The organism is Undibacterium sp. Di26W, from assembly GCF_049340265.1.
Lineage (GTDB): Bacteria > Pseudomonadota > Gammaproteobacteria > Burkholderiales > Burkholderiaceae_D > Undibacterium.
Window position 1 is genome coordinate 121,880 of record NZ_JBMPOR010000006.1, and the last position, 12,813, is coordinate 134,692.

The following is a 12,813-nucleotide window of genomic DNA, read 5'->3' on the forward strand; positions in this document are numbered from 1 at the left end:
ACTTGCTTAGATAAATGCAGTAAAAACGAATTTAGTAATTAGAGATCGATTGGAGCCACCATGTTGGAAGCCCTTAAGCATTTACCTCAGGCAGAAGAAAGTCAGGAAACGCTGCGTTTGCATTTCACTGATTTGAATCCGGCACTGAACCAGCGCCAGGCAGCGATAGAAAGTGATCGCTGCCTCTATTGTTACGACGCTCCCTGCACACGCATCTGCCCGTCAGAAATTGATGTGCCCAGCTTTATCCAGAATATTGCTGTTGGCAATATCAATGGTGCGGCCAAAGTCATCCTTGATCAAAACATCCTCGGTGCCAGTTGCTCGCGCGTTTGCCCGACCGAGATTTTGTGTGAACATGCCTGCGTGCGCAATCATGATGCAGAAGGTGCACCAGTCAAGATCGGCCTGCTGCAACGCTATGCACTCGATAATGCAAAATTTGAACAGCATCCTTTCCAGCGTGCTGCCAGTACTGGTAAAAAAATAGCCATCGTCGGTGGTGGCCCTGCAGGTTTATCCTGTGCGCACAGACTCGCTACCCTGGGCCATGATGTCGTGATTTTTGAAGCCAAACAAAAATCCGGTGGTTTGAACGAATACGGCATTGCCAAATACAAACTGACTGAAGACAGCGCCCAGCGTGAAGTTGAATTCCTGCTGCAAATCGGCGGTATCACCGTCAAACATGAACAAGTCCTGGGCAAGAATCTGCATCTGGTAGATTTGCGCCGTGATTATGATGCAGTCTTCCTTGGCATTGGCCTGGGTGCCAGCCGCCAGTTGGGCCTGACAGGTGAAGATGCACCCGGCCTGATGGCAGCGGTCGATTACATTGCTGAACTGCGCCAGGCAACAGACCTGAGCAAATTGCCTGTACCGAAACAATGTGTGGTCATCGGTGCCGGGAATACCGCCATCGATATGGCAGTGCAAATCGCTCGCCTTGGTGCAGAACAAGTCACCCTGGTGTATCGCCGTGGTGCAGAACATATGTCTGCCACCCATCATGAGCAAGACATCGCCAAAGCCAACCAGGTACGCATCGTCACCTGGGCGCAACCGCAAGAAATCTTGCGCGATGCTGAAGGCAAGGTCAGCGGCATGCGCTTTGCCCGTACCAAAGAGGTAGGTGGCAAATTACAGGCCAGCGGCACAACGATAGACATCCCGGCACAAGCCGTCTTCAAGGCCATCGGCCAAAGTATGGACAGTAGCAGCCTGTCGGATGACCTGGCAAAAGACCTGCAAAAGCAGAATGACAAAATCCATGTTGATGCGCAATACCGTACCAGCGTATCCGGCATTTATGCAGGTGGCGATTGTATCGCCGATGGGCAGGATTTGACGGTACAGGCAGTCCAACATGGCAAGCTGGCAGCGCTGGCGATTGATAATGATTTGAAAGCGAAGGTGTAATATGGCTGACCTCTCGATTAATTTTGCTGGCATCAAGGCCCCCAACCCGTTCTGGCTGGCTTCTGCACCGCCGACAGACAAGGCGTATAACGTCATCCGCGCTTTCGAAGCAGGCTGGGGCGGCGTGGTCTGGAAAACCCTGGGTGAAGATCCACCGCCGGTCAACGTCTCTTCGCGTTACTCTGCCCATTTCGGTAAAAACCGTGAAGTACTGGGTTTCAATAACATAGAACTGATCACCGACCGCAGCCTGGAAATCAACCTGCGTGAAATCACGCAAGTCAAAAAAGACTGGCCAGACCGCGCCATGATCGTGTCCCTGATGTACCCCTGTGAAGAAGAAAGCTGGGCCCGCATCCTGCCACTGGTTGAAGCCACAGGCGCAGACGGCATAGAACTCAACTTTGGCTGCCCACACGGCATGCCAGAACGCGGCATGGGTGCAGCCGTAGGGCAAGTGCCAGAATACGTGGAAATGATTACGCGCTGGTGCAAAAAATATTGCTCACTGCCCGTCATCGTCAAGCTCACACCCAACATCACCGATGTACGCATACCAGCCCGCGCCGCCTTCAACGGCGGTGCCGATGCTGTGTCGCTGATTAACACCATCAACTCCATTACCTCTATCGATCTCGACCAGATGATCGCCCGCCCCATCGTCGGCACACAAAGCACGCATGGTGGTTATTGCGGCAGCGCCGTCAAGCCGATTGCCCTCAACATGGTGGCAGAAATTGCGCGTGACCCGGCCACCAAGGGTTTGCCTATCTCTGGCATAGGCGGTATAGGCAACTGGCGTGACGCGGCAGAATTCCTGGCGCTGGGCGCAGGTTCGGTGCAGGTATGTACCGCCGCCATGCTGCATGGCTTTCGCATCGTCAAGGAAATGACAGACGGCCTGTCACGCTGGATGGATGAAAAAGGCTACGAACGCATCAGCGACTTTTCCGGTAAGGCAGTGGCCAACACCACAGACTGGAAATACCTGGACATGAACTATGCCGTCATTGCCGAAATCGACCAGGACAAATGCATACAATGCGGCCGCTGCTACATCGCCTGCGAAGACACATCGCACCAGTCAATCGCCCAACTGATCGCCGACAATGGCACGCGTAAATACGAAGTCATCAAGGAAGAATGCGTAGGCTGCAACCTGTGCCAGATCACCTGCCCGGTAGAACAGTGCATCACCATGGTGCCCCAGGCAACAGGCAAGCCATATATGAACTGGACCCAGGACCCACGCAACCCGCGTGCAGTGTTGAAATAATTGCTTGTACTTGTAGGGGAGTGGGGGTATAAATTCTGTTAATTTAGCGGAAATTAAAAACCTTAAGACCATTAACCACAGAGGCACAGAGACACAGAGAAAAGCAAAAGAGAGTATTTGTTTTTCTTATGGTTTTCTCTGTGTCTCTGTGCCTCTGTGTTGAGAGGTCTTTACGATGTACCCCTTGGAATAAAGTTTGCTTCAGCTTTTGTACCTGAAATTTTTTCGAATATTCCACCTGGAGAAGAGTATATGCAGACACAAAGCGGGCAACTTTGGAATGAAGATTTAGCACCTACTTCAGAAGCACAGCGTACCTGGCGCTGGTATCACTTTGCCGCTTTGTGGGTAGGTATGGTCATGTGTATCCCGGCTTATACCCTGGCTGCCAGCCTGATTGAAGGTGGCATGTCCGGTTATCAGGCGGTCTGGACCGTGTTTCTGGCGAATGCCATCGTGCTTGTCCCCATGTTGCTGATAGGCCATGCCGGTGCCAAATACGGCATACCTTATGCCGTGCTGGCGCGCACTTCCTTTGGTGTCCGCGGTGCCCGTTTGCCAGCACTCATGCGTGCCATTGTCGCTTGCGGCTGGTATGGCATACAAACCTGGTTTGGCGGGCAAATGATTTATACCCTGGGTGGGGTGTTACTTGGCCATCCTCTGGGTGGTGAGAATATTGCCGGTCTGGGCATCAATGCTGCACAACTGATCTGCTTCCTGATTTTTTGGGCCATACAATTCTGGTACATCTTCCACGGCATGGATGCCATCCGCAAGCTGGAAACCTATACCGCACCGCTGAAAATCATTATTTGTTTCGTCTTGCTGGGCTGGGTCTATAACAAGGCTGGCAGCTTTGGCCCCATCCTTGATCAACCGTCGCAATTCGTTGAAGGCGGTAAAAAAGCCGGGCAGTTCTGGACCACCTTCTGGCCTTCACTGACTGCCATGGTCGGCTTTTGGGCCACGCTGGCGCTGAATATTCCTGACTTTACCCGCTTCGCCAAATCGCAAAAAGACCAGATACTTGGCCAGACCATAGGCTTGCCTGCACCCATGGGCTTGCTGGCCCTGCTGGCGGTGATTGTCACCTCTGCCACGGTAGTTTTGTACGGCAAAGCCCTGTGGGATCCGGTAGACCTGGCCAGCCGTATGACGGGCGTTGCCGTATTGATCGCCTTGCTGATCTTGCTGATAGACACGGTATCCGTCAACCTGGCCGCCAACTTGGTTGGCCCGGCTTATGATTTCTCGGCCCTGAACCCCAAGCTGATTTCGTATAAAACCGGTGGCTATATCACCGCCTCCATCGCCCTGATCATGATGCCGTGGAAGATACTGGAATCTACCCAGGGCTATATCTTCACCTGGCTGATCGGCTATTCGGCCTTGCTTGGCCCTATCGCCGGTATCCTGATTATTGATTATTACTTCATCCGCAAGACAGAAATTGATGTCAATGCCCTGTATCAGGATGAAGGCAAGTACAGCTATAAAAATGGCTGGAACATGGCCGCCGTGATCGCTTTCGTGATCGGCGTCTTGCCGAATATCCCGGGTTTTTTGAACGCGGCTTTCCCTGCCAGCTTCCCGGCTATTCCAGAAGTATTAAAAATCATCTACACCTACGCCTGGTTCGTCGGCCTAGCCCTGTCCGGTGTGGTGTATATGGGTTTGATGAGTGGTAAAAAAGCTTGAATTTTGAATGTGCAAAATCATGGAGCAGGTTGCAAGAACGTAGGTTGGGCATCGCTTTATCTGCCCAACATTGGGCCTCAATTAACGTATACGTTGGTTAAGGCTGAGTGTTGGGCTGGTGAAGCGTAGCCCAACCTACGATGCTTCGACCAACCTACGAGAAGCGACCTCCCTGATCTCGCACACCCAATGAATTAATGAAGGAACTGCCATGACCATCCTGATACGCGGCGGCACTGTCGTCAATGCAGACCGCGAATTTAAAGCCGATGTCCTTTGCGACAACGGCAAAATCCTCGCCGTAGGCGACAAGCTGCAAGCCCCGGCTGGCGCTGAAATCATCGACGCCGGTGGCCTCTACGTCATGCCCGGCGGTATAGATCCGCATACCCACATGCAATTGCCTTTCATGGGCACGGTCACGCAAGATGATTTCTTTACCGGCACTGCCGCTGGCTTGGCTGGCGGTACCACCAGCATCATCGACTTCGTCATCCCCAACCCGCAACAAAGCCTGATGGAAGCCTTCAACACCTGGCGCGGCTGGGCAGAAAAATCTGCCGGTGACTATTCCTTCCACGTCGCTGTCACCTGGTGGGATGACACCGTCCATGCCGACATGGGCAAACTCGTCAACGAACACGGCGTCAACAGCTTCAAGCATTTCATGGCCTATAAAAATGCCATCATGGCCGATGATGAAGTATTAGTAAAAAGTTTCACTCGCGCGCTGGAACTGGGTGCCATGCCCACCGTGCATGCAGAAAACGGTGAACTGGTCTACATGCTGCAGCAAGAAATGCTCAAGCAAGGCAAGACCGGGCCAGAAGCCCACCCGCTGTCACGCCCACCGGTGGTCGAAGGCGAAGCCGCACAGCGCGCCATCGCCATCGCCAATGTACTCAACACCCCGTTATACATCGTCCACGTATCCTGCATAGAATCACTGGATGCCATCACCCGTGCTCGTGCTCACGGCCAGCGCGTGTTTGGTGAAGTGCTGGCAGGCCATCTGGTCGTCAATGACAGCGTTTACAAGAACAAAGATTTCGTCCAGGCCGCAGGCCATGTGATGAGCCCACCTTTCCGCAGCAGCCAGCATCAAGAAGCCTTGTGGCAAGGCCTGCAAGGCGGCAACCTGCATACCACCGCCACCGATCACTGCACCTTCTGCGCTGCCCAAAAAGCCGCAGGCAAGGACGACTTCACCAAGATACCAAATGGCTGCGGCGGCATAGAAGAACGCATGATGGTCTTATGGGATGCAGGCGTCAACACTGGCCGCCTGACGCCATCAGAATTCGTCAAGGTCACCTCCGCCAACTGCGCGCAGATTTTCAATATCTACCCACGCAAAGGCGTGATTGCCGAAGGCGCAGATGCCGACATCGTCTTGTGGGATGCCGCAGGTACCAAGACCCTGTCCGCCAAAACACAATTTTCCAAAGGCGACTTCAATGTCTTTGAAGGCCGCCAGGTCAAGGGCATACCAACGCACACCATCAGCGGTGGCAAACTGGTTTTCAAACAAGGTGAATTAATGGCAGAGATGGGGGCAGGGCGCTATATCAAACGTCCATCCTTCTCGCCCATGTTTCATGCGCTGAACAAAATGCGAGCCTAAGAATTAAGATGAAAAGCAAGATGAGGAGTAAAAAATGAGTACAGAAAATTTACGCATCAATGGTGACCGCCTCTGGGCCTCATTGATGGAACTGGCACAAATCGGTGCCACACAAAAGGGTGGCGTCAAACGCCTGGCCCTGACTGATCTCGACAAACAAGGCCGCGACCTCGTCGTCTCCTGGGCCAAACAGGCTGGCCTCACCGTCACCATAGACCAGATAGGCAATGTGTTCATGCGCAGGGCAGGCAAGAACCCGGCCCTGCCACCCATCATGTCCGGCAGCCATATCGACACCCAGCCCACCGGCGGCAAGTTCGACGGCAACTACGGCGTGCTGGCCGCGCTGGAAGTCGTACGCACCCTCAACGACCACAACATCCAGACCGAAGCCCCGATAGAAGTCGCCTTCTGGACCAATGAAGAAGGCTCGCGCTTCGTCCCCGTCATGATGGGCTCAGGCGTATTCTGCGGCGCATTCACGCTGGAGACAGCCTATGCCGCCAAAGACACCGAAGGCAAAACCGTAGGCGATGAACTCGCACGCATAGGCTACAAAGGCACAGAAGTGCCAGGCCAGCACCCTATCGGCGCCTACTTTGAAACCCATATAGAACAAGGTCCGGTACTCGAAGATGCCGACAAGGTCATTGGCGTTGTCCCCGGTGTGCTTGGTCTGTCCTGGTACGACTGCATTGTCACCGGCATGGAAGCCCACGCCGGCCCCACCCCCATGGCCCTGCGCAAAGACGCCCTGCAAATCTCCACCAAAATCATGCAAGAAGTCGTCAACATCGGCAACCGCTACCCGCCCTATGGCCGTGGCACCGTCGGCATGGTCCAGGTATTCCCCAATAGCCGCAACGTCATCCCCGGCGAAGTCAAATTCAGCATAGACCTGCGCAATGTGTCGTCCGAATTGCTCGACACCATGCACAATGAAATCCTCGCCTTCGTCGATAAAACCAGCAAGGACAGTGGCCTCAGCATCAGCGTAGAACGCGTCTCCTACTACCCCCCATGCCCCTTCCACCCAGACTGCGTCAACGCCGTACGCGAAGCCACAGCCACCCTGGGCTACAGCACCATGGACGTAGTCTCCGGCGCAGGCCACGACGCCATCTACACCGCCAGACTGGCCCCATCCGGCATGATCTTCGTGCCCTGCAAGGATGGCATCAGCCATAACGAAATTGAAGATGCGAAGTCAGAACACCTGGAGGCGGGGTGCAATGTGCTGTTGCATGCGATGTTGGGGAGGGCTGGGGTGGGGGTGTAATCGATATTTGTTGTCAACATTTTTTATATATTACATATAGCTGGGAAGTAATATATCCAAATCCGATTATGAACTCAGAACTTCGAAATCTCCTTGATCGTATGACGGTCAAGGAGACCGTAACAAATTCAGATCAATCACAGTCATGGCATGCACATCGTGAGGCCGAACGCCTCGTTGATAATACGTATATAGAGGAACTTGATGTGCTCCTTTCTGTCAGTAAATCTAAAGATGAACGCCGGGCCGCCTATTTTATACTTGGGGCTATTGGTGCAAATACTGGTGCCGTTCGATGTGCCGAGATACTCTTGAAACGTGTGGACTTTGAGAAAGACAAGTATGTTCTCAGTAGCTTGCTTGATAGTTTTTCTAAAATTGATAAACCCGCGGATATTTCACTTGACGCAATATTTCGCTTGCTAGACGAACCCAGATGGCTAGTACGCCATTCCGCGATTAGGTCATTGCGGAATACAAACTCGCCTGCGGCTGAAGATTACATCTTGGCACACTTGCTCAAGACAGATTCACCTTTCGACGTGACCTACTGTCACTCAACTCTTAATCAGATTGGAAGCTTACGATCTATTCCGCAGATAAGTAAGAGTGTTGGCTCACGAAAGCGCGACGTAAAAATATCCGCTGAAGCAGCAATACGTTCAATTCAAATGCGCAATGATAAAAGTTCAAACGAGTTGTGATTTATTGCTGGACGAACTATGTTCCGATTTTCTGCAATGCTGTCAATTAACGAATGGAACTATGGCATTTGGTAATAGTTCGTATGCTTCTGTTTAACATAATGAATTGAGCAATATCTTTTAGTTTTCAATAGCATTATTTATGCAATCCATACCGCTGCTTTTTTTTCTATAGCAAGATCACAGGCGCGGATAATATTACCCAGCCGATGGCTGTACGGGTAGGCATTATCTAAAGCATGCAGTAATATAGTGACCTCTTTCTTCAATGCAATAACGTCGCTACCTTGCACCAGGATATCTTCATTTTTGAGCGAACATAATAGAGAAAGCCCAAGCTTTGTGCTTTCGGGGGAGCCATATACTGAGTTCCGCCACCGTTCGGGACCAGCTAAATCGTCACCTTGCGATAGAGGGATTTCATCTAATAATTTCCCTGTCAACTCATCCACATATACTACAGAAACAGTAAGAGTCATTTTGGCCGATATTATAAATTTTCGTACATTGTGTTGTCTGCGGGTTTACAAGAGTAAGTTAAATACGAAACCCCAACCGCGTCCACATCACCCCAATATGCCGGTTCGATTCCTGAACAGACTCAGTCCGCACATTCAGTATCGACTCCAGTCCTCCGGCGGCTGCGAGCCGTATAGTCTCCACCGCAGACACCTCAAACATGCGCCGCCCATGTGGAACGGGGCCGTGTCTGAGGGACATGATCAACAAGCCGGATTCAGTTAATAGCGATGCCAGCCTGGGCATGGCCTGTGTCCGGTGTTGTTCATCCAGATGCATCCAGACTGCGCTGAGCATGATCAGGTCGAAGCGCTCATCTCTGCTATGCAGCACAGATAAATCAGGCAGGCTGTCATCCAGCCAATCGATATGGTCTGAGTCGTGCAGGGCGATGGCTGCTGTGCGGAATTCTTTTATTGGTTCAACGGCGATGACCGTGTGGCCCATGGCGGCAAGTGCGGCAGCGTCGGTTCCTATGCCTGCGCCGATATCAAGAACCTTGCATGGCTTTACCGGTATCAGATGCATGACCGGTGCATGCTGATCTGCAAAAGAAATTACCTGCCATTTATCGATCAGGACGTCGGCGGCTTCTGCATAGCCTTCGATTCCACTTACCTGTGACATATCCATGCTGCTAGCGGTTGTAGGTTTTACCACCGGTAGATATGCTGTACAGCCATGGGCTGTAAGGCAGGCGCAAGAGGATTTTGGAATTTTTGATGACGCTACCCATCATCATGCCGCGACAAAACAGGCTGACGCCATCCTGTATTCTTTCGCACATGGCATCGGGGCTGTCAATGAATGCGGTTTTTTCAAAGCGGGTGATGATGACGGTCTTCCCTTCAGGCAGCAAGCCTATCGGGGGAACGACAAAGATGGTGATTTGTGTGTAGATGGTGATTGCCAGGATGACTACTACGGCGAGGCTGATTTTTATGCTTTTTTTCATGGTTGTATTGAAGAGTATGAAATACGTTCTAGTGACTGAGTTCTAGCGACTAAGTTCTAATGACTGAGTTCTGGTGATGATGGCTGTGCATCTGCCTGGCTAAGGTATTTTTCGATAATTTGTTTGCGCAATTTTTCCAGCTCGCCACTGGCTTGCATGCTTCTGATGACTTGTTCGACTTTGGGTATCAAGTCTTTGTGCTTTTCATTTAGAAAATGATAAATCTCGGTTCTTTGTAGAGGTGGCGTCAGTAATCTGATTTTGTTTTCCAGTCCCAATTTTTTGATGGCTACCATACCACTAAATGCGTCTGACACGGCAACATCCATGCGATTTTCTGACAGCATGATCATGAGTTGCTCCAGGTTGTTTGCCGTGTACACGGTCTTCATGCCTTTGGTACCGTCTTCTGATGTGCCAACGCCCCGCACGATGCCGATACTATAGTCTTTGATGTCGTCCCAGGCTTTGATTTCGAATTGATATTTCGCAGAGAATACCGAGGGCTCAATATAATTGATGGCGGGGCGCACTATCTTTAGCGTGGGGTACTGGCTTTCGACATGGATGTTTCTTTGTACCTCGCCATCCAGCACACCGGCACTTGATTCCATGAGCGCTCGCTTTGCCGGGCGATCAACCAGTTCAATCGGAATATTCAAGCGTTTGTAGACGACTTTGAGGATTTCGCCACCGACGAACTGATCCGGAATTTTTTCAATACGGGCAATATGCAGCGGGGTTTGGGCCCTGGCAGTCAGGCACAAGGCAAGTGTCAGCAAGATTGCCCAATTGGTAAACATTGCTTTCACTCCAATTCCTTCACATCGAATGGTTGAGGAACGGGCATCGTATCGATTATTTGTGACAAAACTTTGATTGCGGCTTGTATTCAAGCCAGTATTCGAGCTTGTATTTAGCTTGTCTCTAAGTTCGTCTCTAAGAACGTGTTTACGATCTGTAGCGAGCGAGCGTCAGCGGGAGTGAAGAGCAGCGCAAAAAGCGGAATGTACTGTAGTACATGAGCATTTTGAGCAGCACATGAGCCCCGATCACGCTCGCGCAGTAAGATCGTAAGCAGGTTCTAAGTCTCCATATGTCTTGATTCTAGAACTGATTGACGTGCATTGCGTGGTTTATTTAAGTAAAGGCTTAAGCCAGGTCAATATTTTTGTTTTCATGTTCACTCAGATAAGAAGAACGTATAGTCTGAACAATACATATATTTATAGCAAGTAATGATGGCCAGACTTAAAAAATTCTGGTTTCCGGTATTGCTATTCCAAATTCATATACTTCTGCGTAGTTAATTCATTTTTTTAATCAGAACTGCCGTCCTACACTCATGACTTCACTTATTACGCCATTGCGTCATGAAAATCACAAAATTGACTACGTATCGACTGCCTCCAAGATGGATGCTGCTGAAGATTGAGACCGACGAAGGGGTAGTTGGCTGGGGCGAACCGGTTATTGAAGGGCGCGCCCGTACTGTTGAAACGGCGGTCCAGGAATTTGCCCATTTCTTGATCGGCCAGGATCCGGCGCGCATCAACGATTTGTGGCAGGTCATGTACCGTGGCAGTTTTTATCGTGGGGGCGCAATTTTGATGAGTGCCATGGCCGGTATTGACCAGGCTTTGTGGGACATCAAAGGTAAAGTGCTGGGTGTGCCGGTCTATCAATTGCTGGGTGGCCTGGTGCGTGACCGCATGAAAACCTATAGCTGGGTGGGCGGTGACCGTCCTGCAGATGTGATTGCCGACATTCGCCGTCTGCGCGAAGCCGGTTTTGACACCTTCAAAATGAATGGTACGGAAGAATTTGGCATCATTGACAGTGCTGCGGCAGTCGATGCTGCCGTTGGCCGGATTGCAGAAATTCGTGAAGCGTTTGGTAGCCAGATTGAATTCGGCATTGATTTTCATGGCCGGGTTGCTGCGCCCATGGCCAAGGTCTTGCTGCGTGCGCTTGAGCCGTATCGGCCTTTGTTTGTGGAAGAGCCAGTATTGGCCGAACAGGCAGAATACTATCCACGCTTGGCAGAAAGCACTTCTATTCCGCTGGCTGCCGGCGAACGCATGTATTCGCGTTTTGAGTTCAAGCGCGTGTTCGAACAAGGTGGGATTGCCATTGTGCAACCTGACCTGTCGCATGCTGGTGGTATTTCTGAATGCCACAAAATCGCTGCAATGGCAGAAGCCTATGATATTGCATTGGCACCGCATTGCCCGCTGGGGCCGATTGCACTGGCAGCCTGCCTGCAACTTGATTTTGTAGCCCATAATGCTGTCTTGCAAGAACAAAGCATGGGGATTCATTACAACAAGGATGCAGAATTGCTGGATTATGTCATCAATCGCGAAGATTTGCGCATTACCGACGGCTATATCAAAGCCTTGCCGAAACCTGGTCTGGGTGTGGAAATTGATGAAGAGCGTGTGATCGAGGCCAGTCGTAATGCGCCTGACTGGCGTAACCCCTTGTGGCGTCATCCTGATGGCAGCGTTGCAGAATGGTAAGCATGAACACCCCGGTTGCGAATAGCGATGTATCGGTTGCTTCCCTGTTGCTGCCTTAATTGATGTGGGTTTAATCGGCATCATCGCCGCACAGCGTGCAAGAAATATTCTGAATAATGGAAACAATCAATGACAAATACCTCAGCAATTTTTGATCAGGCATTCGCAAAACTGCCCTTGATCGCTATTTTACGCGGCATTCGCCCTACAGAAATTGAAGCTGTCGCAAGCACACTTTACACAGAAGGATTTCGTATCATCGAAGTGCCACTGAATTCACCGTCGGCGCTGGAATCGATAGCGATACTCAGTCGCTGCCTGCCAGCCGATGCATTGATAGGCGCAGGCACTGTACTCAGCACGGATGCAGTACGCCAGGTGCGTGATGCAGGCGGGCAACTGATAGTGATGCCGCATGCCGACACTGCAGTCATCCGTGCCGCCAAACAGGAAGGTCTTATCTGTGTACCAGGCGTATGCACGCTGACAGAAGCATTTGCAGCGGTACATGCTGGTGCGGATGCGGTAAAACTATTCCCGGCTGAATTGATCACGCCACAGATTGTGCGTGCCATGCGTGCAGTGTTGCCGCCTTCATTACGACTGCTGCCTGTGGGCGGAATTACGCCTGACAATATGCATGACTATCTAAAGGCTGGCGTTGCCGGTTTTGGCCTGGGATCAGCTTTGTACACACCGGGGCTGGATGTCGCCGCCGTGGGCCAGCGGGCCCGGCAATTTGTCAGCGCACTGGCACTATCTTAAGTACCGACGGCTACAACCACGAAACGGCAATGCATAATAATATGAGACA

The 12,813-nt window shown here is 51.4% G+C and carries 12 protein-coding genes; 8 read left to right on the forward strand and 4 right to left on the reverse strand.

Going from position 1 to position 12,813, the window contains the following annotated elements; genetic code table 11:
- Positions 1-60: 60 nt before the first annotated feature.
- The 6 genes from ACO0LM_RS09750 to ACO0LM_RS09775 all read left to right on the forward strand — a co-directional run bounded on the left by ACO0LM_RS09750 (position 61) and on the right by ACO0LM_RS09775 (position 8,003).
- Entirely contained in the window at positions 61-1,419 is a 1,359-nt protein-coding gene (locus ACO0LM_RS09750; protein ID WP_423036557.1) for an NAD(P)-dependent oxidoreductase, read from the forward strand.
- 1 nt (position 1,420) lies between these two features.
- Complete coding sequence (preA, locus tag ACO0LM_RS09755; RefSeq protein WP_423036559.1) at positions 1,421-2,695, forward strand: NAD-dependent dihydropyrimidine dehydrogenase subunit PreA; 1,275 nt, start codon at positions 1,421-1,423, stop codon at positions 2,693-2,695.
- Positions 2,696-2,947: 252 nt separating this feature from the next.
- Complete coding sequence (locus tag ACO0LM_RS09760; RefSeq protein ID WP_422987028.1) at positions 2,948-4,396, forward strand: NCS1 family nucleobase:cation symporter-1; 1,449 nt, start codon at positions 2,948-2,950, stop codon at positions 4,394-4,396.
- A gap of 211 nt (positions 4,397-4,607) precedes the next feature.
- Complete coding sequence (gene hydA, locus ACO0LM_RS09765) at positions 4,608-6,020, forward strand: dihydropyrimidinase (RefSeq protein ID WP_423036561.1); 1,413 nt, start codon at positions 4,608-4,610, stop codon at positions 6,018-6,020.
- Positions 6,021-6,054: 34 nt separating this feature from the next.
- Positions 6,055-7,299, forward strand: a complete 1,245-nt coding sequence (locus ACO0LM_RS09770; RefSeq protein ID WP_423036563.1) for a Zn-dependent hydrolase — start codon at positions 6,055-6,057, stop codon at positions 7,297-7,299.
- 68 nt (positions 7,300-7,367) lie between these two features.
- Positions 7,368-8,003, forward strand: coding sequence for a HEAT repeat domain-containing protein (locus ACO0LM_RS09775; RefSeq protein ID WP_423036565.1), 636 nt, complete (start codon positions 7,368-7,370; stop codon positions 8,001-8,003).
- Between the two features lie 140 nt (positions 8,004-8,143).
- On the opposite strand, the gene ACO0LM_RS09780 is transcribed toward ACO0LM_RS09775, so the two are convergent.
- The 4 genes from ACO0LM_RS09780 to ACO0LM_RS09795 are packed head-to-tail and all read right to left on the reverse strand — an operon-like array spanning position 8,144 to position 10,280.
- Positions 8,144-8,482 (reverse strand): hypothetical protein, encoded by a 339-nt coding sequence (locus tag ACO0LM_RS09780; protein ID WP_423036567.1) that lies wholly within the window; start codon positions 8,480-8,482, stop codon positions 8,144-8,146.
- A gap of 58 nt (positions 8,483-8,540) precedes the next feature.
- Complete coding sequence (locus tag ACO0LM_RS09785; protein WP_423036569.1) at positions 8,541-9,149, reverse strand: class I SAM-dependent methyltransferase; 609 nt, start codon at positions 9,147-9,149, stop codon at positions 8,541-8,543.
- 10 nt (positions 9,150-9,159) lie between these two features.
- The gene (locus ACO0LM_RS09790; protein ID WP_423036571.1) at positions 9,160-9,477 is read right to left on the reverse strand and encodes a hypothetical protein; all 318 of its coding nucleotides are present in this window, start codon (positions 9,475-9,477) and stop codon (positions 9,160-9,162) included.
- 56 nt (positions 9,478-9,533) lie between these two features.
- Entirely contained in the window at positions 9,534-10,280 is a 747-nt protein-coding gene (locus ACO0LM_RS09795) for a substrate-binding periplasmic protein (RefSeq protein ID WP_423036573.1), read from the reverse strand.
- Positions 10,281-10,850: 570 nt separating this feature from the next.
- On the opposite strand from ACO0LM_RS09795, the gene dgoD reads away from it, so the two are divergent.
- Both dgoD and ACO0LM_RS09805 read left to right on the forward strand, forming a co-directional pair.
- Positions 10,851-11,999 (forward strand): galactonate dehydratase, encoded by a 1,149-nt coding sequence (gene dgoD, locus ACO0LM_RS09800; protein ID WP_423036575.1) that lies wholly within the window; start codon positions 10,851-10,853, stop codon positions 11,997-11,999.
- A 129-nt stretch (positions 12,000-12,128) separates the two neighbouring features.
- Positions 12,129-12,764, forward strand: a complete 636-nt coding sequence (locus ACO0LM_RS09805) for a 2-dehydro-3-deoxy-6-phosphogalactonate aldolase (RefSeq protein ID WP_423036577.1) — start codon at positions 12,129-12,131, stop codon at positions 12,762-12,764.
- The last annotated feature ends 49 nt before the right edge of the window (positions 12,765-12,813 follow it).

What these genes read in the sequence shown, in the direction of transcription:
- dgoD (WP_423036575.1), top strand. Translation starts at nt 10,851, where the DNA reads ATGAAAATCACAAAATTGACTACGTATCGACTGCCTCCAAGATGGATG.
- ACO0LM_RS09780 (WP_423036567.1), bottom strand. Translation starts at nt 8,482, where the DNA reads ATGACTCTTACTGTTTCTGTAGTATATGTGGATGAGTTGACAGGGAAA.
- ACO0LM_RS09770 (WP_423036563.1), top strand. Translation starts at nt 6,055, where the DNA reads ATGAGTACAGAAAATTTACGCATCAATGGTGACCGCCTCTGGGCCTCA.
- ACO0LM_RS09760 (WP_422987028.1), top strand. Translation starts at nt 2,948, where the DNA reads ATGCAGACACAAAGCGGGCAACTTTGGAATGAAGATTTAGCACCTACT.
- ACO0LM_RS09785 (WP_423036569.1), bottom strand. Translation starts at nt 9,149, where the DNA reads ATGTCACAGGTAAGTGGAATCGAAGGCTATGCAGAAGCCGCCGACGTC.
- ACO0LM_RS09750 (WP_423036557.1), top strand. Translation starts at nt 61, where the DNA reads ATGTTGGAAGCCCTTAAGCATTTACCTCAGGCAGAAGAAAGTCAGGAA.
- hydA (WP_423036561.1), top strand. Translation starts at nt 4,608, where the DNA reads ATGACCATCCTGATACGCGGCGGCACTGTCGTCAATGCAGACCGCGAA.
- preA (WP_423036559.1), top strand. Translation starts at nt 1,421, where the DNA reads ATGGCTGACCTCTCGATTAATTTTGCTGGCATCAAGGCCCCCAACCCG.
- ACO0LM_RS09775 (WP_423036565.1), top strand. Translation starts at nt 7,368, where the DNA reads ATGAACTCAGAACTTCGAAATCTCCTTGATCGTATGACGGTCAAGGAG.
- ACO0LM_RS09805 (WP_423036577.1), top strand. Translation starts at nt 12,129, where the DNA reads ATGACAAATACCTCAGCAATTTTTGATCAGGCATTCGCAAAACTGCCC.
- ACO0LM_RS09795 (WP_423036573.1), bottom strand. Translation starts at nt 10,280, where the DNA reads ATGTTTACCAATTGGGCAATCTTGCTGACACTTGCCTTGTGCCTGACT.
- ACO0LM_RS09790 (WP_423036571.1), bottom strand. Translation starts at nt 9,477, where the DNA reads ATGAAAAAAAGCATAAAAATCAGCCTCGCCGTAGTAGTCATCCTGGCA.